Genomic DNA, 24,347 nt, shown 5'->3' with positions numbered 1-24,347 from the left:
TTCCAGCCGTATATCCTTTATGAGGACGGTTGTGCTTAGCCAATCTATCCTCTGGATCGCTGGAAACACCCACATAAAAGGAGCCGTCAAGCTCGGATTGAAGAATATAAACGTAAAAATCCATAACTAAAGGCCTAAAAATAAAAAAGCCCCAGAATTTCTGAGGCTTTGCGGAACGGACGGGACTCGAACCCGCGACCTCCTGCGTGACAGGCAGGCATTCTAACCAGCTGAACTACCGCTCCTTTTTGTTTTACTTAATTAAGACCCGTACAGCCTTGTTTTTAAAGTGATGCAAAGGTATTGTTTTGCTTTCTTTTTGCAAAAAGTGAAGTGAAAATTTCTTCATGAAATTTCTATTTCATTCTTTCTCAGGAAAATAATTTTCAACTTTTCCCTCCCCAAGTGATTTAGAAATTAAAATTTCCTTTCAATTATTCCATATTTCCACTTAACAAAGACCCTTTGGAATGCTCTTTTCCAATCCCTAAACTCAAATCAAAATTGATATCCGATGAAAAATTTAACCTTATTCGTCCTTAGCTTACTCATTGTCTATTCCATACAAGCGCAAGACCGGTTGACTGGTAAAAATTTTGCCACTCGCTCGGAAATCCTAGCACAAAACGGGATGGCAGCTACTAGCCAACCCCTCGCTACACAAGCAGCCTTGGATATTTTGAAAAAAGGCGGAAGCGCTGTAGATGCCGCCATTGCTGCTAACGCCATGCTTGGATTGGTTGAACCACATGCCTGTGGAATCGGCGGAGATGTTTTTGCAATTGTTTGGGATGCAAAAGAGAAGAAACTCTATGGTTTGAACGGAAGTGGAAGAGCCCCCGCAAACCTGACTATCGAGGTTTTTAAAGAAAAGGGACTTCAATATGTACCCTTCCTTGGCCCTCTTCCAGTTTCCGTACCTGGAGCAGTTGATGGTTGGTTTGAGTTACATGAGAAATTCGGAAAATTATCAATGCAAGAAATCCTTCAGCCGGCAATCGATTATGGAAAAAATGGTTTTCCAGTCTCGGAGGTCATTGCTTGGCAGATGAATGACGACTGGCCAAGAATGCAGGATATCCCCGGTTTCAAGAGAACCTACATGCCGAATGGGAAAACTACGCCTCAAAAAGGAGATGTATTTAAAAATCCTGACTTAGCTAAAACCTATGAATTAATCGCCCAAGGTGGCAGAAAAGCTTTCTATGAAGGAGAAATTGCCCAAACCATCGACCGCTTCATGAAAGAACATGGTGGCTATTTAAGTTTGGAAGACTTGAAAAACCACACTTCGGAATGGGTTGAGCCTGTCAGCACCAATTATCGGGGGTATGATGTCTGGGAACTTCCACCTAATGGACAGGGAATTGCAGCCCTTCAGATGCTAAATATTTTAGAAGGCTTTGATCTAAAATCCATGGGTTTCGGAAGTGCTGAATACCTTCATGTCTTAACCGAAGCTAAAAAACTCGCATACGAAGATCGAGCGAAATACTATGCTGATCCAGCTTTCAATAAAATCCCTGTTGAATATTTGATATCAAAAGAATACGCAGCTGAAAGGCGAAAACTCATTGATATGAACCAAGCAGCCAGAGAATATCCGGCAGGAGAAATAGAAAAAGGGAACACTACCTATTTGACTGTAGCAGATTCTGAAGGAAACATGGTTTCTTTTATCCAAAGCATTTATGATGAATTTGGATCGGGAATGGTTCCTGATGGTCTTGGATTTGTGCTTCAAAATCGAGGGCAAATGTTTAACGTCCAAGATGCAAATCATTGGAACTCTCTAGCTAGAGGTAAACGACCTTTCCATACCATCATCCCAGCCTTTGTTACGAAAGACGGAGAGCCCTTTATGAGTTTTGGTTTGATGGGAGGTGCAGTTCAACCCCAGGGTCACACCCAGATTTTAGTAAATATTATTGATTTCGGAATGAATATTCAGGAAGCAGGCGATGCTCCTCGGATGAGACACACTGGTTCCTCCCAACCTACCGGTTCAAAAATGACTTCTGGAGGTTCGTTGAATCTTGAAAGTGGGTTCTCTTATGAAGTCATCCGAAAATTGGAAGAACTTGGACATCGTGTCGAATTTAGCGTAGGACCCTATGGAGGCTATCAAGCCATAAAATACGACCCTGTTAGGAAGGTTTATTACGGGGCATCGGAATCCCGTAAGGATGGACAAGCAGCAGGATACTAATCAAAAAAGAGGCTGTCCCTACTATGAGACAGCCTCCTTTTATTAGTTTTTCAGGTTTTTCTCCCAATTCCAACTATCCCTTAATGAATCTGCCAAAGAATACTGAGGGTACCAACCTAAAACTTTATTGATTTTCGATGTATCTGCCCAAATTTTGACCACGTCACCTGGTCTTCTTGACCCAATTTCATAATTTAATTTAAGACCATTTACTTCTTCAAAAGTTTGGATAACCTCCAATACAGTATTCCCATTTCCTGTCCCCACATTGAAAACCTCATAAAAACTAGTAGGCTTATTTTCTAAAAACTCCAAGGCTTTGACATGAGCATCAGCTAAATCAACTACATGGATAAAATCACGAACACAAGATCCATCTGGTGTATCATAATCATCTCCAAAAACCGTCAACTTTTCACGAATGCCAGCAGCTGTTTGAGTGACAAAGGGAACCAAGTTATTTGGCACACCACTTGGTAACTCACCGATTTTTCCGCTCAGATGAGCCCCAATTGGATTAAAATACCGAAGTGAAATAATTCTCAAACCGGATTTACTTTTTATCAAATCAACCAAAATATCTTCGCATACTTTTTTGGTATTCCCATAAGGACTTTCTGCCTCTTTTCGAGGAGTATCTTCGGTGACAGGTAGAGTGTCAGGCTGACCATATACCGTACAGGAAGAGGAAAAAACCAAATCAGGAATTCCTAGATCTTCCATAAACTCCAAAAGCACCAAAAGGGAACCTACATTATTTTTATAATATTTTAAGGGTTCCTGGGTACTCTCTCCCACTGCTTTAAAGGCAGCAAAATGAATCACTCCCGATAATTCAAAATCCTCAGAAATCTTATTCAACAGCGATCGATCTCCACAATCCCCAAAATAGAATGGAATTTCTTTTCCAGTTATTTCCCTAAGCCTCTCTAAGACAGTTTGCTGAGAATTAGAAAGGTCATCAATAATGATTGGATTGAAACCAGCTTTGATTAATTCAACCGCAGTATGGGAACCGATATAACCAGCTCCACCTGTAATCAAAATATTCTTCATGAATCACAAAAATTTTACACAAAACTATTAAAGAATTTTTGAGAACCTCGAAAAACCACACTTAATCAATCAGTGTAAATGCTCCGGTAATTTGATCATTTTCTATACCCGTGTCCAATGAATATTGGTAGCGTAGCAAATAGGTATAAACACCAGTAGGCATAGATTCGCCTTTGAACAATCCGTTCCAGCCCTCTGCCCCAGAAAAAATCACTTGCCCCCAACGGTCAAATACAAACAACTCATATGAAATACTACAATTTGAAATTGGCTGATAAGGCCCTTCGGAAGGAAGAAAGCCACTTGGCATTCTTACTGATGGCCTCGCTTCTGACACCCGACCTGTTCCTGAAACCACACAGCCATTAGCATCTGTAATTTCTACCTCATATTCTCCAGAAGATAAATTGCTTAGCAATTCCCCGGAAAATCCATTTTCCCATTGAATTTGATATGGTGGCGTACCTCCTTCAATTAATACTCGGATAGACCCATCAATACCTCCCGGACATCCTGGGGTCAATTCTTCAAATTCAATTTCCAAAGGAGCCGGCGCATCCATCTGTCCGGAGAACACAAGTGCACAACCGTTTTGGTCTGTAATGTCAAACGCCACTTCCCCTAATCCGATGCCAAAAACTGTCAGAATTCCTCCATCCCATTCTGTGTCAAAACCCGAAACCTGAAACGGCGGAGTTCCACCGCTTAGCTCAAAAGAAAATTCCCCATCTTTATTTTGGTTACAGGTAGGTTGGATTTTCGACTCAGAAATAATTGAAATAGGTTCTGGATCTTCTAGGACAAAATTCAATACTTCCTGACCACAGCCCAATAAATCTGTCACAATGACTTCATAAGTTCCTGGAACGAGGCCTATCGCTCGCGGTTCGTCTAAATTAGAATCATGACTCCAGGAATAAGTAAACTCTCCAGAACCACCTTGAACCTCCAAGCTTATTTCACCATCAGCATTTCCGGGGCAGGTCGGGCTATTTAATTCACCTTCTTCTACTTCAAGAATTGGAAAGAAACCCAATTCCAACACTTCTGAGGTCCCAAAACAAGTACCTCCACCAGGAATTCTTTCCTCATAAAAAAGACTTCGAATTGGTGCATTTAAATCCCAAATTACCTCCACAGACTCTCCTTCATCGGAACCAACAAAGCTACCGCCTGTTAAATACCATAGGTATTCTTTTCCGGTTTGGGGAAAAGGAATTGAATAGGTAAATGGCCCAGTATCAGTTCCACAAATTCCTGGCTGACCTTCCGGTTTTTCTGGTGAAATATCATCTTCAAGAACAACAGGGACTTCCATTAGAGGTCCTAAACAACCATTTTCAGCAACAGGGATTGCACGAACAAATGCATCCGGATTCGCATCAGCCCAATCAACCTGAATCTCAAAATCATTGATTACTGTATAGCTTCCCCCTACTACTTCCCAAATTACCTCAGAAACCCCTTCCATATTCTCGAGGCGATAGGAAATTCCTGCACTGTTAGGACAAAGCGAGTTTGGACCCTCCAATTCTGCAGTAACAACAGTAACCTCGATTTCGAAAATAAACTTGGTTTCACTATCACAACTCCCTTCTCCGGTCGAGGCAAATACAATGACCTCATAGGACCCTTCACCCGAATAGGTGTGGTTAATCGACTTCCCATCCTTCAACTCAGATCCATCACCAAAATCCCAAGCAAATTCTTTAAACCGCGAATCATCCGGAAAAATCTCCCAAGTTCCTTCCTGATTTAAACATGCTACCCGTTCCCCCTCAACCTCAAAATCATAGGTAGTCTCTGTTTCATATTGAACATTTTCCAAACTAGCTCCCACAGCAAACCCGTAAGATTCGATAGAACCAGATCCATACACATAAGCAATAAATCCTTCAGGGTTTGAAAGCCTATTCACACCAAAAGGAACTTTGATCCTTGCATAGGAAAACCCAGTGGATAATGCTTCCTGAAATTGACCTTCAATGTTAACTCCATTTAATTCAGTTCCACTTTCAGATCCACTCGGAACCAAAACCGTCAGATAGTGCTCTATATTCTGATTAAATCCACCAATAAGTTTTCCTGTTGAAAAAGTGATGGATCGAAGCAATTGAGAATTGGGGCTGAGCAAAAACAAACTTGGGTCTCCTAAGGGAGCAACTCCAAATTCATTACAAGCACCACTCTTTGCTATAACCGCTACGCTACTGGGTTTGGATGTTTCTATAAATGCCAATTCATTTTTACCGAATTCAAAACGGATGTATTCCCTAGCATCCAAAGTTGCTCTTACGGCTCCATTTACACGCACCTCTGTCCCATCTTGCGAAGCCAAAACTTTGACAATCTCACCGGATGTTCGTCCTGCCAAGGGAATGTGAATGTATTCCTTCCCCCAACTTTCCAATGGATAGGCTTGCTGAAAAATATGATCGCCGCTCGTCCCACAATCTCCGGCACTACTCGTTTTATTCCCTCCAAATACTGCTAACAATTTGCAAGAGTCGGCTGATGGGTTCAAAACTCTTACACGAGAACCTGTCAAATCTCCATTTGCCTTGATCTGATAACTCTCCCCTGCATCCAATGAAAATTGGATGGGGGCACCTGCAGGAATAGTATTGACGGTAGGTGCAGAAGGAATAATTTCAATCTGAGTGTCATTTTCAGTAGCTACTACCAACAGTGTACTCTCAAAATTTTGATTACTTCCAGGGTTCTGACCCGGCCCAAATGTATCGAAGTGAGCCATCACCAAATACTCTGTACTCAAAGCCGAAGTAGGTAGTATCACCGTCCCATCGGTACTATATTCACGCCCATTAATCGCATGGACGGTCAAATCTCCCGAAGAAGTGACTCGAAAAGGCCGATATTCCACTTTCCCGCTTTCTCGATGAATTACACCTTCTTCATTCCCATCAAATTCCTGCATTAATTGCTCACCGGCTTCCAAAGTAAAGGGAATGGATTGCTTGGGGGTTTGAATAGTACCAGCTGATTTTTCAACCGCAGTAATGATAATTACGACTCGATCAGGTTGTGAATTTCGTCGGTTATTATCCATGAAACCGACATAAAAATCCCTTCCGATGGTATTGATTTGAGCTTGTACAATGATGGAATCAAACCAAAAAGCCTTGATAAAAAAAAGTAAAGAAACCCACAGCCTCCAATTCATGGACCAACTTCTATTTTGTACAAAATGAAATTTACCTGATTAGGACGAAAACTCCTGATTTTTTTTCATTTTCTAGCTGATCTCCTAATCTATATTGGTAACTGATCTGGTAAGTATATGTTCCTGTTGGCGCTTCTTTCCCATTAATCAAACCATCCCATCCTTCATTGCCAGTATAGATCACGTTCCCCCAACGATCAAAAATTTTCAAGGTATACTCCAAGCTACAATTGGAAACCGGGTAATAAAGTCCATCAGTAGGTAAATAGCCGGTTGGCATCCTTACTTGAGGCTGCGTTTCAGGAATTCTTCCGTAAGCCCTTACTTGACATCCATTGCTATCCGTAATCATTACTTCATATTCACCGGATGGCATATCACTGATGGAATTATTGGTAAATGCCGATTCACCGGATCGATTTATTCCCGCAATTCCTTCCGGTAAGCTCCAAGAGTACCGGTAAGGTCCTACTCCCCCATCCACTTCTACAGCAAGCCTTCCGAAATTCCCACCTGGACAACTTTCACTGATTTCTACAAAACGAACTTGTAATTCTTCAGGCCCTGAAATCTCCCCCTCAATAGGAAGTGCACATCCTTTAGCGTCCTCCACAAACAACCTAAAATTACCACGAGACAATCCTTTTACAGTTATCAATTGGCCATCTGTGCTAAAATCAAATCCATCAACCCTGTAAGGAGGTGTCCCCCCAGAAATCACAGCAACAAACCCTCCATCATTGGAATCAACACAAGTGGTGGGCACAAGCCGCAATTCTTCTGCTAATCGCATTGCTTCAGGATCGGATAGAGAGAGATTAAAAGTGTCGAAACCGCAGCTATTCAGATCAAAAACTGTCACTTTATATTCTCCTGCGGAAATATTCTCTAATACTGAACCCTTGGCATCCGAATAATTATCCCATTCAAAAATATATTCTCCTGAGCCACCAATTACTTGAATCTCTAATTTCCCATCAGCTGCCCCTGGACAAGAAGGCAATGTTTCAATTACATCACTTATTTGAATTGGATCACTTATTTCAATTTGAAGTCTATTAGAAACAAGAGGGCATTGACTAGCTTCGGTCGGATCAATCAAATACCCAATCCATCTTTCGGAAGCATTTGAATCCCAAATTACATTTACAGTTTGTCCTTCGGAGGAACCTACAATTTCGCCTCCGCTTATCACCCAGGAAACCTCTCCTTCAACATCCTGTTCAGGAAGTGAATAGGTCATCTCCATGAATTCTGGTCCGCATAAAAACTGATTACCGATAGGAGCAGCTGCCTCTTCAGATTCTTTTACAATTACATCAAAAGACACTATTGGTCCAAGACAACCATTTTCATGATATGGAAGTAAAGAGAATCCCATATCCTCTTCTTCAGACTCCCATCGAATCACTACTTGATTTCCACTTTCACTTACCTTTGTTCCACCTTTGATGTCACGCCAATCCAAAGTAGAGAAAGGGGTTTCCGAGGTAAAAGAATAAGTAATTTCAGTACCTAGGCATACTTCATTTGTTCCAGAAATTTTTGGATTAACAAATGGCACCTCATCAACCTCATCTATTTCTAATTTTTCTGAAACTTTTCCGCAAGATTGATTTTCTTCTAAAACCGTGAAATAGATGGATTTTTCGGGAGCATCTTTCTCCCATTTAACCAAAACAGTTGATTCACCTTGACCTGATACAAATTCACCGCCAGTTACAAACCATTCAATTTCAAAGGATCCTTGTTGAAATTCAGCAGGCACATTATAGAGAAACTCTTCATTACCAGAAGTACAAACAGAGGTATATCCTTCAGGACTAGCATCAATGGATTGCCCTCCAAAAGAAACAGGAAAAAACATCTGTTCGCTTACACAACCATCAGGAGAATAGCCTGCATAAAGAATCCCGGCATCCTCTACTTCCTCTTGCCAAGCAATAGTGATGGAAGTTTCACTTTGGTCGATTACAGATCCTCCGATTACGTCTTGCCACTCTAATTTTTCAAGATTGGAAAAGTTCCCTAATTGATAGGTTTCTTCTGAACCGACACAAACTTGCTCAGCTCCTAGGATTTCAAATTCAATTTCCTTGACGACGACTTCAAATTCGAACTCATTTTCTATAGGACATCCTGCGGCCCCATTAGAAGCCATTACTTTCACCAAAAAGGTACCTGCCTCTTCAAATCGATGATTGACTAATTTTCCGCTTTTGGGATCACTTCCATCTCCAAAATCCCAAATAAACTGGGTGTATTCGGGATTATTTGCAGAAACTTCCCATGCAGCATCTTGGCCTAAGCAAGCGATATGTTCATCCTCCAATCCAAAATCACTCTCTATGGTAAATTCAGTATCTTCAAAATTAGCTCCGGCTGAGAACCCGTATGAAAGCTTAAGACCATATCCATAAGCATATGCTATCAAACCGATGGGATTTGATAGCGAATTTAAACCACCACCAACTTTTATCCTTGCAAAGGAGTAAGCTGGATTTCCTGGAACAATTGAGAATTCAGAACCCACTGACTTCCCATTTAAAATCGTTTGATCAACAGCATCAGAAGGAACAATGATATTCACATAATGCCTTATAAAATCATTTCCCTGTAAGGAATTAAATACAATTTGCTTGATTCGATGATTATTTGGGTTGTAGGAAATCATCGTAGGGTCACCCAAAGTAGATCCGGAGGAATCGCAATCCTGACTTTTTGCTATTGCTGTTACACTGATTGGCTTAGAACCTTCAAGTACTAGCGGTTTAGAAGCATCAAAATCGAAAGTAAAATGCTCCCTCGCATTTAAGATTTGAACGACCTGCCCATCGACAGTTATTTGAGTTCCATCTTGAGAAGCTAGAACCTTGACTAATTCTCCGGATGACTTATCCAACATAGGAACATGAATAAAAGATGTTCCCCAAGTAAAAAGTGGATAAGATTGTTGGAAAAGATGATCTGCTGTTCCATTGCAATCCCCAGCTTGCGTCATCTTATTACCACCAAAAACAGCGACTTTCTTACAAATATCAGTTTCTGGACCTAATACCCTAACAAAAGACCCTGTCAGATCCCCTTCAGCTTTCAACTGATAACTCTCCTGAGAATTAAGAAGAATTTCATATGGAACGCCTGCTTGCTTTCCATCAACCGTTTTAACTGATGGTGTAATCTCCACTCTTGTCTGATCTTCTACCGCCACGATAAGTAGAGTACTCTCCAAATTATCCACGTAAAGAGACATATCATTGAAGTGGGATGTAACCAGATATTCACGACCCAAAGTCTTGACCGGAAGAATGACAGAAGCATCTGAGCTAGTCCGTCTTAAATTAAAAGCGTGAACAGAAACCTGACCAGAAGACGAAATTATTACACCTTTCTTTTCTACAACTCCTGAATTCCTGTGAAGAATATCTATATCAGTGGAAAGAATTTCATGGGTAAAAACCTCATTGGCTTCAAGAGAAAAATTTACCGTTTGGTTTAAATACTGAATTGAGCCAATAGCCTCTTCCCGAGCAGTAATGGAAATTACAGCCTTATCAATATTGTTCTCTTTTCGGTTGTTTTCCATCAACCCAAAATAGAACTCCTTACCAAACGTGCTTAACTGAGCCTTAACGTTTCCACTCAGCAAAAACAAAATACACACGAAAAAGACTAAAAATAATCTTTTTGAGTGTACCATTTACGAATAAATCATTATAGTCAATTGGGTGATTGAACTGATTTTGAATAGTTTATCTAATAAGAGCAAAAGCCCCAGTTTTGTTTTCGACCTGTAATTGGTCATTTAACCAATAGGAATATTGGACCCGATAGGAATATGTTCCCGACGGTGCCTCTACCCCAGAAATCATGCCATCCCAGCCTTCATTTCCAGAATAAATAATCTGTCCCCATCGATCAAAAACCCAAAGTTCCATTTCCAACTCACAATTGGAAACACCTTGGAATAAATCCTGATCTCGATCCGGAAAATATCCAGTAGGCATTCTGACGGCAGGAGCTGCTTCGAGCACTTCCCCTTCCCCCAAACTTACACATCCAGAAGCATCTCTAACTGAAACGGCATATTTCCCTTTAGGAACTCCAATTAATTGATTTCCAAGTGTCGAATTGAAGTCCCAAGTATACACAAAAGGATTGACACCCCCAGCAGGCAAAACAAACAATTCCCCATTACTTTCGCCCGGACAGGCGGGCTTGTCTAATCTCACCTCCACTTCTAAAGCCGGAGGAGAAACAATCTCAAAAGAAACTGGAATCGAACAACCATTAGAGTCTGTTACTATCCAATCATAAGTACCCTGCGCTAAATCCATCAATTGGATCGTGCTTGAAAAAATTTGAACTCCATCAAAATCTAAAGAATAAGGCGGCACTCCTCCTGTAATATCTAAGGTTACAATTCCATCAGGCTTACCATAACATGAAACAGATTGAGGAAAAATCCCGCTTAGCTCTAGCGGGGCAGGCTCCATAATTTCAATGTTTTCCAAAACTTGAACACAACCTAATTGATCCCTGACTGTCACCGAATAGGTTCCTGCGGATAATGATTCTGCTCGTGGATCCTGCAAACTGGCATCATGAGACCATTCAAATTGATACGGACCAACACCACCTTGGACGCTTAATTCAATTGCCCCAGTCGCCTCTCCCGAACAAGACACTGGAATTACTTCCGAAGTGGAAATCAAAAATTCATTCTGAACCTTAACTTCCAACACATCAGATTTTCCTTCACAAAGTGCATCGACCAAGCTGGCCACTGTGTAGGAAACAGCTCCAGTAATCCCGGGTTGATTCCATTGAACTTCAATTTCAGAACTTCCTTGACCGGAAATAATTAATCCTCCTTCAATATTCCAATTGTAAGACCTACCAGTGGAAGCATCGGAAACTGAGTAAAAATGTGTAGCCTCAAGATCAAAACAAACATCTTGAGCTCCTTGGGGAAGCTGAGCTTCCAGTCGCTGATTGACTGTCACAGGTAAAACAATAGGCTCCCCAGGACAACCGTTTAAATTGTAAGGAATAGCAACTAGAGAAGCATTTGAATTCGCAGGACCCCAACGGACAACTGCAGATAAATCGTTGATTTCTATTAATTCCCCACCTTCTACCTCAAAATCAACACGATCTACATTTTGCAGATTTTCGATGGTATACAAAAGCTCTTCGACTTCTGGACAAGCAGACTCAGAGCCAAATATTTCAGCAGTTGAGGCGGTAACATTCACAGAAAAAGTGATTTCCTCTTGCTGATCACAAGAATTGGGACTTAATGCAGCCAAAACAGTAACCTCATATTCTCCCGGCTGAGTAAATGTATGACTTACCTCTTTTCCCTCTTTTAAGGAACTTCCATCTCCAAAATCCCACACGAAATAACTGAAATCGGGATTTTCAGGATTAATGGTCCAGTCCGCAGCCTCATTCAAGCAGGCCACATTCTCCCCATCTACTTCAAAATCATAGGAAGCTTCCGTCTCAAAATTTAAATTATCCAATGCGGCTCCCGCTGCATAGCCATAGGATTCCAATTCCCCAAATCCGTAAGCATAGGCGGCAAAGCCTTCTGCATTACTCAATCGATGGACACCTTGTGTAATTTCAATTCGGGCATACATGAAATTGGGATCACCGGGTAAAGGAAAAAATCTCCCGCCAACATTCGTTCCGTCCAGGATTGTACCATTCTGTGTGCCCGCTTTTACAACAATATTGACATAGTGAGTAACAATGGATGGTAAATCCAAGGAAATGAAAGTCAACTGCTTCAAAAACTGTTCACTTGGACTATAGGTAATCATGAATGGATCACCGGTCAAAGCACCTGGAGCATTGGGCTGGTTACATTCCTGACTTTTTGAAAAAACAGTAACAGAGGTAGGTTTACTAGTTTCTATTTTCCCATGCTCATTAATCCCAAACTCAAGGGGCAACCACTCCCCTCTACCAATTACCCCTTGAAGATTTCCGTTTACACGGACCTCTGTATTTTCTTCCGAAGCCAAGACTTTCACCAATTCACCTGAAGTCCTCCCAGAAAGTGCTACATGTACAAAGGAATTTCCCCAAGTATTTACCGGATAGGCCTGTTGAAATAGATGGTCATTAGCAGCTCCGCAATTTCCAACTGAGGTCCATTTATTCCCTCCAAACACAGCGATCTTTTTACACTCATTGGCATTCGGTCCCACAACCCGAACCCGAGTCCCCGTCAAATCAGCTTTTGCCTTAAGTTGATAGCTTTGACCCCGGTTTAATCTGATCGTATTGGGAACTCCCGCCTGTCCGCCTCCAATGGTTGTTACTTTTGGGGTGATTTCAATCTCCGTATCATCCTCTGTGGCTATTACCAGTAAGGTACTTTCATCATTTATATTCCCATTGTAGGTCACATTTGCAGTGAGGGTTTCAAAATGAGAAGTAATGTAATAATCTGTTCCCAAGGCAGTCACCGGAAGGATTACAGAACCATCAGCGCTCCGAAAACGCTCATTGTAAGCATGTACCGCAATTTTCCCCGAGCTGGATATATAAATCCCTTTATTTTCGGTCACGGCAGAACTCCTATGAAGCAAATCCAGATCCTCCGAAGGGATACGCAATGTATATTGCTGTCCTGCTCCTAAATTGAAATTAGAAGTTCGACCTCTGTATTCAATAGTTCCCTGCGCGTCCTCATTTGCAGTAATGATTATCACTGCAAAATCCGGAGCACCAGCATTTCCATTATTGGGAGGGATTCGATTATTATCCATAAACCCTACCCAAAACTCAGTCCCTACAGTTGATACCTGAGTATAACCTATTCTAGCAAAAGAAAAGAGGCAAATCGTCAAACAAATCAGGTAAAATTTCCCCATCCACTAACATTTCGAGTATTCGCATTCAATATAATCATCTACTCATGAATTAATAAATGAAGTTTTTAGAGTGGACAATTAGGTATTCAAAGGAGTAGTCCAGTCAAAGGAATTTTTATTCCTATCTTTGCGCCTTCTAAAACGCTCAATTACGAATGATTTCTGTAGATAATTTATCGCTCAAGTTTGGTAAACGAACCCTTTTCGAAGATGTCAATCTAAAATTTACTCCGGGGAACTGTTATGGTGTGATCGGTGCCAATGGTGCTGGAAAATCCACCTTTTTGAAAATCCTTTCCGGAGAAATTGACAGTACAACGGGCAGCATCAATATCACTCCAGGGCAACGTATGGCAGTCCTAAAACAAAACCATTTCGAGTTTGATGAGGTGGAAGTACTAAAAACGGTATTGATGGGCCATAAAAAACTGTTTTCCATCATGGAAGAAAAGGATGCTATCTACATGAAACCGGACTTTTCTGAGGAAGATGGAATACGAGCATCCGAGCTTGAAGCTGAGTTTGCTGAAATGGATGGATGGAATGCCGAATCCGATGCTGCTGCCCTTCTCTCTGGTTTGGGAATCGCTGAGGACTTGCATTACCAACCCATGAAAAACTTGGCCGGTAACCAAAAAGTACGGGTTTTATTGGCACAGGCACTTTTTGGAAATCCTGACATCTTGATCCTAGACGAACCTACCAACGACCTGGATGCAGAGACCATTGTTTGGTTGGAGGATTTCTTAGTGAATTTCAAAAACCTCGTAATTGTCGTATCCCACGATCGACACTTCCTAGATTCAGTTGCTACCCATATTGTGGATATTGACTTTGGAAAAATCAAAATCTACTCAGGGAACTATACCTTCTGGTATGAGTCTTCCCAATTGGCATTAAAGCAACGTTCAGATCAGAATAAAAAAGCTGAAGAAAAGCGAAAAGAATTGCAGGAATTTATTGCACGATTTTCAGCTAACGTGGCTAAATCCAAGCAAGCCACTGCTCGGAAAAAAATGCTCGAAAAACTCAATGTGGATGACATCGAACCTAGTTCAAGAAAATATCCGGGGATTATTTTCAAGCCTGAGCGAGAAGCTGGTGATCAAATCTTTATGACTGAAAACCTCGAATTGGTACAAGATGGGACTACCTACTTTACAGATGTCAATCTAATGGTGGATAAAGGAGATAAAATTGCCTTTATCTCAAAAACCAAACAGGCAGTCAATAAATTTTTTGAAACCATAATGGGTGAAATCCAGCCGAGCAACGGAAATTTCAAGTGGGGAGTCACCATCAATAAAGCCTACCTCCCAAATGATAACTCCAAATATTTCAATTCAGAGTTAAACTTGATTGATTGGTTAAGACAATTTTCCAGCAATCAGGAAGAGGCATATGTTCGGACTTTTCTTGGAAGAATGCTTTTTACAGGTGAAGAAACCTTGAAAAAATGTACGGTTCTATCCGGAGGCGAAAAGGTTCGTTGCATGATTTCCAAAATGATGCTACAGAATCCAAATCTGTTGGTTTTGGATGAGCCTACCAACCATTTGGACTTGGAATCCATTACCGCCTTCAACAATGCAGTTATTGATTTTACAGGTACGGTATTCATTTCATCCTACGACCATGCATTCGTACAATCTACTGTCAATAGAGTTATCGAACTGACACCCAAAGGAGTCATCGATCGACGCATTTCTTATGATGATTACCTAGATAGCGAAGAAATCAAAGCCCTTCGTGAATCCATGTACGCTAACGCTTAACATCCTTGCTGCTCACTGCAATTATTGCCTATTTGGCCCTCACAGTGGGCATTGGAGCTTGGTCTTCCCGTCTTGTCAAAAACTCTGGTGACTTTGTCTTGGCGGGAAGATCACTTCCTTTATTCCTTTCAGCTTCTGCTTTATTTGCAACTTGGTTTGGCTCAGAGACAATTTTTGGAGCCTCTTCGGTTTATTTGGAAGAAGGACTCTTAGGAGTAATTGAGGATCCTTTTGGAGGTGCTTTGTGCCTGATTTTATTTGGGATGTTCTACCTACGCCCGATGTACAAGATGAAAGTGTTGACCATCGGAGATGTTTTCAAGAAACTATTTGGCAAGCGGATCGAGCTTTTTGCATCGATATTTATGATTCCCGCTTATTTTGGATATGTAGCTGCACAATTGGTAGCACTTAGTTTAGTCTTAGGGGCTGTCAGTGACTTATCCTTGCTCCAAGGAATACTGATTTCCGCTGGGATTGTTGTGTTCTATACATTTCTGGGAGGTATGTGGGCCATCTCCATCACCGATTTCCTTCAAACCACCATGATTGTAATCGGATTAGTCTGGGTAGCATTCATGATTGCAGGTGAAGCTGGAGGCGTGATGAATATTCTTAACCAAGCACCAGAAAAAAGCTTTGATTTTTTCCCCGAATCAAATATTCAAGATTGGATGAACTACCTTGGAGCATGGATTATTCTAGGATTAGGATCCATTCCGAGTCAAGACATTTACCAGCGCGTCATGTCGGCCAAATCCCAAAAAGTAGCCATTCAATCTACCTATTTGGCAGGTTTGTTTTATCTGAGCTTTGGTCTTTTACCGCTATTTATTGCATTAGGAGCACAGGTTCTCTATCCTGAATTATCCTTGGAAAACAATCAAATGCTTCTTCCCCGCATGATCCTAGCTCATGGAGGTTTACCGATTCAGATTATCTTTTTTGGGGCATTAATTTCTGCAATCATGAGTACAACAAGCTCAGGCTTATTAGCTCCATCAGCGATTATTTCAGAAAATATCATTCGACCATATTTTGGAGATAGGCTAGATGATCGGCACTTTCTTTGGATTCTTCGCACAAATGTGATCTTCGTTGCCCTAGTAGCCACCATTTTGGCAAGTCTTGAAACGAATATCTACGATCTTGTGGCTGGTGCATCCATATTAATGCTTGTTTCTCTTTTTGTTCCACTGACAGCAGGTTTATATTGGAAAAAAGCCTCCAAAGCCGGCGCATTATTAGCTATGGTGATGGGAATGGCTACTTATCTTACCTTTTCGTTTTTGGAAACAGAAATTGCCCCTCATATCTACGGGCTTAGCGGAAGTATTATTTTCATGATTATCGGAAGCTTAAGCTTCCCGAACACACAACAAAAAACACATGCACTATCCTAAAATCATACTCAAAAAAGGAAAAGAAATCTCCCTGAAGCGACGCCATCATTGGGTTTTTTCTGGTGCAATTGCCCAAATGCCTCCTTCCTTGGAAAACGGCCAATTAGTATCAGTTTTTTCATCCCAAGGAGCTTTTTTAGGAATTGGCCACTTTTCATCGGGATCAATTATGGTTCGGATTATTAGTTTTGAGGAGAGGAGCATTGACCAGGAATTTTGGAATGAAAAGATTTCAAATGCCTTTTCCCTTCGAGAAAAACTGGGGCTCACCCATGATTCGGACACCAATGTGTATCGATTAGTTCATGGGGAAGGTGATCTTCTTCCGGGACTAATCATTGACTTTTACAACGGAACTGCAGTCATCCAATGCCACCAAATAGGCATGCATCAGCATATCGCTGAAATTTCAGAAGCCTTAAAAACTGTTTACGGTGATAAACTTAGCGCTGTTTATGATAAAAGCTCAGAAACCCTGCCTAAAAACTATGGGATTATTGAAAACCAGTGGATCTTTGGATCTCCTCTCACGGATTTGGTTCAAGAGTACGGCGCAACTTATCGGATAGACTGGGAAAAAGGTCAGAAAACGGGTTTTTTTATCGATCAACGGGAAAACAGAAAACTTGTAGCGGACTATTCAAAAGGAAAAAAAATCCTAAACACATTCTGCTATTCGGGAGGATTTTCGGTGCTTTCTCTTTTGTCAGGAGCAAAAGAAGTACACTCGGTAGATATCTCCCCGAAGGCCATCGAATTAACCGAAGAAAATATTTCACTCAATCCTCAAATCCGTTCCAAGCACGAATCCAAAGTCGCAGATGTGGTAAAATACATTCGTGAAATCGGAGACGACTATGATATAATCGTTCTTGACCCCCCGGCTTTTGCCAAAAACATCAAAGCTCGACATAATGCAGTTCAAGCTTACAAGCGATTAAATGCTGAGGCACTAAAAAGAATCAAATCAGGAGGAATTTTATTCACTTTCTCCTGCTCTCAGGTAGTTGATAAATCCCTATTTACGCATACGATTACAGCTGCTGCCTTTGAAGCAAAGCGAAAAATTCGGATTATCCATCAGCTTTCACAACCTGTTGATCATCCCATCAATATATTCCATCCCGAAACTGAATACCTTAAGGGATTGGTGCTTTATGTAGACTAAACGGAAAAATTTTAAAACCTTTTTGGCTTTTCAACTATTTTCACAAAAACAAAAAACATATGTACACTGGATTACAACATACCCATTCTGGACTAGCGTACCTGGTTCTAATTGCGCTGATAGTCGTAGTTGTCCTCATGCTAATTGGCTCTCTTAGTGGCCGGGAGTTTACTGAGAAAGATCGGAAAATCGCCCTTGTGGCCTTTATTCTTTCGCATGTTCAATTACTCGTTGGATTGATTCTTTATTTCATCAGCCCACTTGGTCTAGAACTCTTTCAAAGTGGTAGCGCGATGTCAGATTCTGTGCTAAGATTGACGGCATTGGAGCATCCATTGATCAATATTGTTGCCATTGTCCTAATTACCATCGGATATAGCAGAGCGAAAAAAGCGGCTACCTCAAGAGCAAAATTCCGGAGTATTTATATGCTTTATGCAATCGGCCTTGTGCTGATTCTCAGCCGAATTCCCTGGTCCGCGTGGCTTGGATAAAATCTGAAAAAATAAAAAAAGCGCTGGAATCTCTTCCAGCGCTTTTCTTTTATTCATACCGCAAGGATTCGATAGGATCTAATTTACTGGCTTTAAATGCAGGAAAGTATCCCGAAAGGAGGCCTACAACCACACAAATAAAAAAAGAAACAAACATCCACAACCAAGGAACAAGGAATCCACCCGGTCCGATAATATTAGCAATCACATTTCCAATGGCTATCCCTAATATCATTCCGAACAATCCGCCCAAAATACAAATCATAATTGCTTCCATTAAGAACTGTTGACGGATACGTAATGGAGTTGCTCCCAAAGCTTTTCGAATTCCGATTTCCCGAGTACGTTCTGTAACAGACACCAACATGATATTCATCAACCCAATAGAAGCTCCTAGAAGGGTAATAAAGCCGATCCCAAAACCTCCTATTCGTAAATAGCCAGCAACTTCTTCCAAACTTTCCGCAACTGATTGGCTTTTCGTTAATTCAAAAGAATCTTCTTCCGTAACCCGATCTTGTCGGATTTTTCGCATAATACCAATCGCCTGTCCCATTTCATAGTCAACCCGTTCTGGACCTGAAGCAACTGCTGTGGCTTGATATCGAAATGTACCACGCGTATCCAATCGAGCTGCATTTTCTACTGGAATGATGATTTGCCGATCAGCACCCTGATCTGCTCCTACTCCCCCTTGTTCATCCAAAACTCCTACAATCGTGTAAGGTCTTCCATATATTGAGATTTTTTCAGAAAGGGGATCTTCATTTGATTCAAAAAGAATCTCACGAATTTCTTTTCCAATAATGCATACATTATTTCCATATCGAACTTCTGTACTTGAAAAATTTCTTCCACTCGTCAAGTCAATTGCTTTGATACTCAAATAATTATCATCCCCTCCCAAAACTCGAACATTAGGATCACTTTTTTTGGAACCTCTTTTCACTTCGGCGGATCCAGTAACCCGGACGAAAACGGTAGAAATACCGTAGCTACCAAAATCACTTTTGAACTCTTGCAATTCCTTATACTTAATCGGCGGGTAGGACTTTTCTTCTTTTCCTTCCTGAATGGCCCTGCCTCCGGAAAACCCACGGCTTCGAATATCAAATGAATTAGCCCCAAGGCCTGAGAAACTTTCTGCAATCTGTGATTTGATGCCATCAATGGCAGTCAGCATTCCTACCAAGGAGGAAATTCCAATTGCAATAATAGCTCCCGTTAAAATAGTCCGCAGGATATTGACTTGAATGGACTTCACAGCCTCCCGCATATTTTCGATCAAATTCATAAAATGTCCGTTTTAAGACAATTTCAAATAAAAAGGTGATTCTCAAAGCTTAAGTATAATCAAAACAATGCAATCCCAAGAGAAGAATTCCAAAATTTTGAAAATTGTATTAATGCATTCGATCTCCTCGTAATTCCATGTTTTTTAATACTGCTGCCTCATAGTCCAACCACTCCTGCCAACGTTTGTTGACTTTTTCAGGATCATGGTACTTTCGGGCCATTTCGATGAAGGTTACGTAATGACCCGCTTCCGAGATCATCAATTCGTAATAGAATTTTTGTAATTCCTCGTCTTGGATATTTTTAGACAAAAGCTTAAACCGTTCACAGCTTCTTGCTTCAATCAAGGCATTCATCAACAAATACTCGGTCAATTGCTCCATACGACTGCCTCCTTTTTTGACAAAGTCATTCAATTTTGCCACGTATTCATCTTTCCGTTGCTTGCCAAATGCCATTCCTCGCTTTCGAAGTTGCTCCATGACTCGTTCAAAATGCCCCCACTCTTCCGCAACAATCGGAGTCAAGGTATCCACTAAATAGTCCAAGTCACTGTAACGAACGATCAGGCTGATACAGGAAGAAGCTGCCTTTTGCTCGCAATAGGCATGATCTACCAAAATATCCTCAATTTGCATCTCCGCAATACCTACCCATCGCGGATCGGTAGGTAATTTAAGATGAAGCATTTTCTGCCTCGTGCTTTCTTCCCAACTCATAACTTAATCAAATAAATACCAGGTAATTCCAAGATCAATGAATGATTTATATCCCGTATAATCAGGCGTCACGAAATACCCTTCCTGTTGCATTAAACCAGAATTCAGATGATTGTATTTCAACAACACTCGGGTACGGTTGATTCGGAAATCCAAGAATACATCTACAACGGGATATGCATACACCTCAAAGCGGTTTTGGATAAAAAACTGCTGATGAGATGGCCAATAGGCATCAGCATAAAAACTAGACTTGTATCGCACATCAAGGCCCATTTGGATGTAGACATTATCATTAAATGCAGGACTATCAAAATACAGTCGAGTGTTTGCAAAAATCTCTGGAATTCGAAATGCATCGGCAGCTTCTCCAGAAACAGAAGTAAATAAAACTTCAGAGTCCCATTGGAATTTCTTTCCAATTCGGATTTCTGAACGCACACCCGGCATGAGCATGTAAGCTTCCCCAGAAGCTTGTTCGGGTAACCGTTCTTCATTAAAGAATACGTAATTATTTACCCGATTGATTGTTAAGGAAGGTCTGATCTTGATCTTTTTAAAATCAAATTTCAACTCCCCTTTTATCTGATCTACTCCCGTATTTTGAAAATCATTTTCCCAAGCATAATGATTCCCTGCAAACTGTTGCTGCATGGATGTAGGCTTGTACAAGGCTTTGGTGTATTCTACGTTGAGCCAAGGAGATTGGAATGTTCCTTTTAATCGAAATGCTCCCGGTATCAAATATTCCCCCTCAGCACTTAAAGACCATTTTTCAGACAGTTTACCAATTAATTCCCCACCTATAAAAACCTCATTAAACACGTTATTTTCTGGGAAATTGGGATTCCTCATACGCCCGTTTCGAAGCTTTGCATAAGCATTATAGTAAAAGCCTCCGAAGGTACCTTTTAAACCGAACTCATTTCGCCATTCTGAGAAGTTATTGGAATTGGTCGTGGTGTCAGGGTTTATCAATCGAGTGGATGGATAGAATAGCGAATCTGTCGTGTTCAACAGCGCATCGAAATTAACCTCTTGCTTTTTCTTGTCAAAAATATGATAAAGCTGAAGACCATCCTGAACCTTGTATTCATGGTAAAAATGGTAGTCTTGCCTCAAGTCACGAACTTGAGTATTTCTAAGCCAAACCTTCGCATCCTCGTAGGTAAAATAAACCGAATTTGAGTCCAACTCGGGCGGAATAATACCCCCTATTTCATTGACTAAGTGGCGCATTCTTGAAAAATTCCCCAAAAACCAATATCTACCGTTTTCAGACCGGTAATTGGTATGGATAGAATAGGAATTTTGCTCCACCATATTATCATCCCGGGCGGTAGGGTTCAGCGTTTTCCGTGATCTAATAGTGTGAAACTCAAAGCCCACATTCCATCTCGGATTGACATTTCGGGCAAATTCGATATCCAACATGTTTCGATTTCCTCCTCCAAAAAAGGCTGACATGTTGGTAAATGGAGATTTAGTATCAAAATACTTTCTTTCTTCAGGTGCGTGGTAATAAATATCATAGGCATGAAAACCTGATCGCGTTCCAATCATTGTTGGAATCTCATAAAAAATAGACTGAGCTGCGGAGCCTATATTTCCCAAATCCTGATAAACCCAACCCCCTTTCGCCACGGGATCATAATTATGAAAATTTGTCAAGGAAGTATCTTGGGGGTATAAGGTAAGACTATTCCGTTTGATGTCTTTTTCATAAAAAAACAAGGCTGTCGTTGGTCCAAAAACCATACGCGTACTATCATCAAGTAGGGTTCGCCGACCATTTTCAAGCTCTTCCTCAGTAGCTTGTTGCATAGCTTCCCGTTGAACGCGCTGGTTTGGATTCTGAACCTGTCGGCCATTTTGGGGAAGAGGGCGTTGTGCATAGGATGAGTGGCTCCATCCCAAAAAAATCAGTACACAAATTCCAATTAAATATTTATTCACTGGCCTCGCCTTTTCCTAAGACTTTATGTTGGATCAGATTCATTAATTCCCCTTCTTCCGTAGCTTCCATACGAGCTTCAATCGGGAGCACAAAAATCGGAAATTCTCCCAAATATCCTTTGGGAAGAAGGGATTTAACTTTCACCCCATCTTTTTCAGTGGTTAAAAATACAGGATTCTCATTTCTGTGATCTTTTGCAAGTCGATGTAGAACCTCCAAATCAGATTTGGAATAGGGATGATGATCTGAAAAATGGCAGGATTCCAAAACTGAATAATTTTTCTCACAATAGTTAATGAAGCCACTTGGATCGGCTAATCCACTGAATAATATTACCTGGCGACTAAACTGGGCTGTGGGAAAAATAGGCCTTGGGGATCCATAGGATATACTTGAGAAAAATATAGGGGTTCCTTTTTTGTAATACTTTTGAATCCCCTTTCGAATAAATTTTTCTTCTTCTGAAGTTCTCTCTGAAGGACATTTGGTAACGACAATGACATCCGCCCTTTTTGCACCTATTCTACTTTCCCGAAGCCTTCCTACTGGGAGTAAAAAATCTTTATAAAAAGGTTGCTTCCAAGTCGTCAAAAGAATCGATAAATCAGGGGTTAGGTAGCGATGTTGGTAAGCATCATCTAAAATGATTAGATCTGTTTTTCTCTGATCTTGACTGATATTCTCTACTCCCAATACTCGTTTTTCCGAAACAAACACTTGAACATCACCCCCGTATTTCTCAAAAATCTGAAACGGTTCATCTCCAAGTTGAGATGCAGTAATTGAATCCCCTGCTTTTAGAAACCCACGGGATTTTCTTCCATATCCCCTGGATAAAGTTGACAATGAATATTCATCCTTAAGCAGGCGAATCAGGTATTCAACCATGGGCGTTTTCCCTGTGCCACCTACTCGCAAATTTCCTACTGAAATTGTAGGAATCTTAGACTTTTGGGAATTTAAGATTCCAATATCAAAAAGTAAATTCCGCACACGCGTCACCCCATCATAGAGCCAGCTAAAAGGAAAGAGCAGAAAAAGCAGAAAGCGCATACGGCAGAATTCTTATTTTTGATCAAAGAAACTAAAAAACTATGGAATACAAGATTCGGGACATCATTTCATATTTAAATCAAATTGCGCCTCCAGCCTATCAGGAATCCTATGATAATGCAACACTGATTACCGGAGACCCCAATTCCCCAGTAAAAGGAGTCATCTGTTCTTTGGACTGTACGGAAGATGTGGTTGAAGAAGCGATTCAACTGGGTGCAAATTTGATAGTCGCTCATCATCCGATTGTATTCAAAGGTTTAAAAAGCTTAACAGGCCGAAATTATGTGGAACGGACCGTCATAAAAGCCATCAAACATGACATTGCTATTTTTGCCATTCACACCAACTTAGATCATGTTTCCAATGGAGTAAACAAACGAATTTGTGATCGTCTTGGACTAAACAATACCCGTATTCTTTCACCTAAAACAGATATTTTAAATAAACTGACATTTTTTGTTCCAGAAGAAAATAAACAAGAAGTACTAGATGCAGTATTTGCTGCGGGTGCAGGACAAATTGGAGAATACAAAGATTGTTCTTTCCAAATAAAAGGAATGGGAACCTTTACCCCATCTGAATCCGCCAATCCTCATCTTGGTCAACGGGGAGTCCCCTCCTTCGAAGCTGAAGTACGAGCTGAAGTGATATTACCCAAACACCGAAGCCAGGCTGTGTTGCAAGCCATGAAAAAAGCACATCCTTACGAAGAGGTCGCTTTCTATTTACAGAATTTGGAAAATGAAAATCAAGAAGTAGGTGCAGGAATGCTTGGAGAACTTCCGGATTCCATGGAAGAGTTGAATTTTCTGGACATGCTAAAAGAAAAAATGAACCTCCAAATTGTGAAGCATACGCAATTACGTGGGAAAGCCATTAAAAAAGTGGCAGTATGTGGTGGAGCAGGAATCTTTTTACTTCGGGATGCAATTCGACAGGGAGCTGACACTTTTATAACAGCTGATGTCAAATACCATGAATTTTTTGATGCGGAAGGGAAGCTAGTCTTATGTGATATCGGGCATTATGAAAGTGAAATTTTCACAAAAGAATTGTTGGCGGATTTATTGTCGCAAAATTTTCCTAATATTGCACTCTATTTGACAAAAGTAGTTACAAATCCCACATCCTACAGATAGT

At 40.8% G+C, this 24,347-nt stretch carries 15 protein-coding genes and 1 tRNA gene; 6 read left to right on the top strand and 10 right to left on the bottom strand.

What is annotated here, in order from left to right:
- Nucleotides 1-124 (bottom strand): GIY-YIG nuclease family protein (locus HWE15_RS16050; protein ID WP_367203752.1); only part of this gene is annotated, 124 nt, incomplete at its 3' end.
- Between the two features lie 47 nt (nt 125-171).
- Nucleotides 172-245: transfer RNA gene (locus tag HWE15_RS03990), tRNA-Asp, on the bottom strand.
- A gap of 269 nt (nt 246-514) precedes the next feature.
- On the opposite strand from HWE15_RS03990, the gene ggt reads away from it, so the two are divergent.
- Nucleotides 515-2,209: a gamma-glutamyltransferase gene (gene ggt, locus HWE15_RS03985; RefSeq protein WP_290506204.1), complete on the top strand. Its 1,695-nt coding sequence runs from the start codon at nt 515-517 to the stop codon at nt 2,207-2,209.
- A gap of 42 nt (nt 2,210-2,251) precedes the next feature.
- On the opposite strand, the gene galE is transcribed toward ggt, so the two are convergent.
- From galE to HWE15_RS03965, 4 genes are all read right to left on the bottom strand, one after another.
- On the bottom strand, nt 2,252-3,265 hold the full coding sequence (galE, locus tag HWE15_RS03980) for a UDP-glucose 4-epimerase GalE (RefSeq protein WP_290506203.1): 1,014 nt from the start codon (nt 3,263-3,265) through the stop codon (nt 2,252-2,254).
- 61 nt (nt 3,266-3,326) lie between these two features.
- Entirely contained in the window at nt 3,327-6,449 is a 3,123-nt protein-coding gene (locus HWE15_RS03975) for a PKD domain-containing protein (protein WP_290506202.1), read from the bottom strand.
- Between the two features lie 31 nt (nt 6,450-6,480).
- Nucleotides 6,481-10,035, bottom strand: a complete 3,555-nt coding sequence (locus tag HWE15_RS03970) for a PKD domain-containing protein (RefSeq protein WP_290506201.1) — start codon at nt 10,033-10,035, stop codon at nt 6,481-6,483.
- 166 nt (nt 10,036-10,201) lie between these two features.
- Nucleotides 10,202-13,339, bottom strand: a complete 3,138-nt coding sequence (locus HWE15_RS03965; RefSeq protein WP_290506200.1) for a PKD domain-containing protein — start codon at nt 13,337-13,339, stop codon at nt 10,202-10,204.
- Nucleotides 13,340-13,494: 155 nt separating this feature from the next.
- Between HWE15_RS03965 and HWE15_RS03960 the strand changes: the two genes are divergently transcribed.
- The 4 genes from HWE15_RS03960 to HWE15_RS03945 are packed head-to-tail and all read left to right on the top strand — an operon-like array spanning nt 13,495 to nt 18,179.
- On the top strand, nt 13,495-15,114 hold the full coding sequence (locus HWE15_RS03960) for an ABC-F family ATP-binding cassette domain-containing protein (protein WP_290506199.1): 1,620 nt from the start codon (nt 13,495-13,497) through the stop codon (nt 15,112-15,114).
- 5 nt (nt 15,115-15,119) lie between these two features.
- Nucleotides 15,120-16,517, top strand: a complete 1,398-nt coding sequence (locus HWE15_RS03955; protein WP_290506198.1) for a sodium:solute symporter family protein — start codon at nt 15,120-15,122, stop codon at nt 16,515-16,517.
- On the top strand, nt 16,504-17,685 hold the full coding sequence (locus HWE15_RS03950; RefSeq protein ID WP_290506197.1) for a class I SAM-dependent rRNA methyltransferase: 1,182 nt from the start codon (nt 16,504-16,506) through the stop codon (nt 17,683-17,685). The genes HWE15_RS03955 and HWE15_RS03950 overlap by 14 nt, the downstream gene beginning before the upstream one ends.
- A 59-nt stretch (nt 17,686-17,744) precedes the next feature.
- Entirely contained in the window at nt 17,745-18,179 is a 435-nt protein-coding gene (locus HWE15_RS03945) for a hypothetical protein (protein ID WP_290506196.1), read from the top strand.
- Nucleotides 18,180-18,228: 49 nt separating this feature from the next.
- Here the strand turns inward: HWE15_RS03945 and HWE15_RS03940 are convergent, their stop codons facing one another.
- The 4 genes from HWE15_RS03940 to lpxK form a co-directional block, all read right to left on the bottom strand.
- The gene (locus HWE15_RS03940) at nt 18,229-19,473 is read right to left on the bottom strand and encodes an ABC transporter permease (protein WP_290506195.1); all 1,245 of its coding nucleotides are present in this window, start codon (nt 19,471-19,473) and stop codon (nt 18,229-18,231) included.
- 109 nt (nt 19,474-19,582) lie between these two features.
- A complete protein-coding gene (locus HWE15_RS03935; RefSeq protein ID WP_290506194.1) occupies nt 19,583-20,194 on the bottom strand; it encodes a tRNA-(ms[2]io[6]A)-hydroxylase in 612 nt (203 codons plus the stop codon).
- 3 nt (nt 20,195-20,197) lie between these two features.
- Nucleotides 20,198-22,150, bottom strand: coding sequence for a putative porin (locus HWE15_RS03930; protein WP_367203747.1), 1,953 nt, complete (start codon nt 22,148-22,150; stop codon nt 20,198-20,200).
- Nucleotides 22,143-23,204, bottom strand: a complete 1,062-nt coding sequence (gene lpxK / locus HWE15_RS03925; RefSeq protein WP_290506193.1) for a tetraacyldisaccharide 4'-kinase — start codon at nt 23,202-23,204, stop codon at nt 22,143-22,145. The genes HWE15_RS03930 and lpxK overlap by 8 nt, the downstream gene beginning before the upstream one ends.
- A 41-nt stretch (nt 23,205-23,245) precedes the next feature.
- On the opposite strand from lpxK, the gene HWE15_RS03920 reads away from it, so the two are divergent.
- The gene (locus HWE15_RS03920; protein ID WP_290506192.1) at nt 23,246-24,346 is read left to right on the top strand and encodes a Nif3-like dinuclear metal center hexameric protein; all 1,101 of its coding nucleotides are present in this window, start codon (nt 23,246-23,248) and stop codon (nt 24,344-24,346) included.
- Nucleotide 24,347: the final 1 nt, after the last annotated feature.

Source organism: Algoriphagus sp. (genome assembly GCF_013373065.1).
In the GTDB taxonomy this organism is placed as follows: domain Bacteria; phylum Bacteroidota; class Bacteroidia; order Cytophagales; family Cyclobacteriaceae; genus Algoriphagus.
Note: the sequence above shows the minus strand (reverse complement) of the source record. Positions and strands in the feature narration are given on the sequence as shown.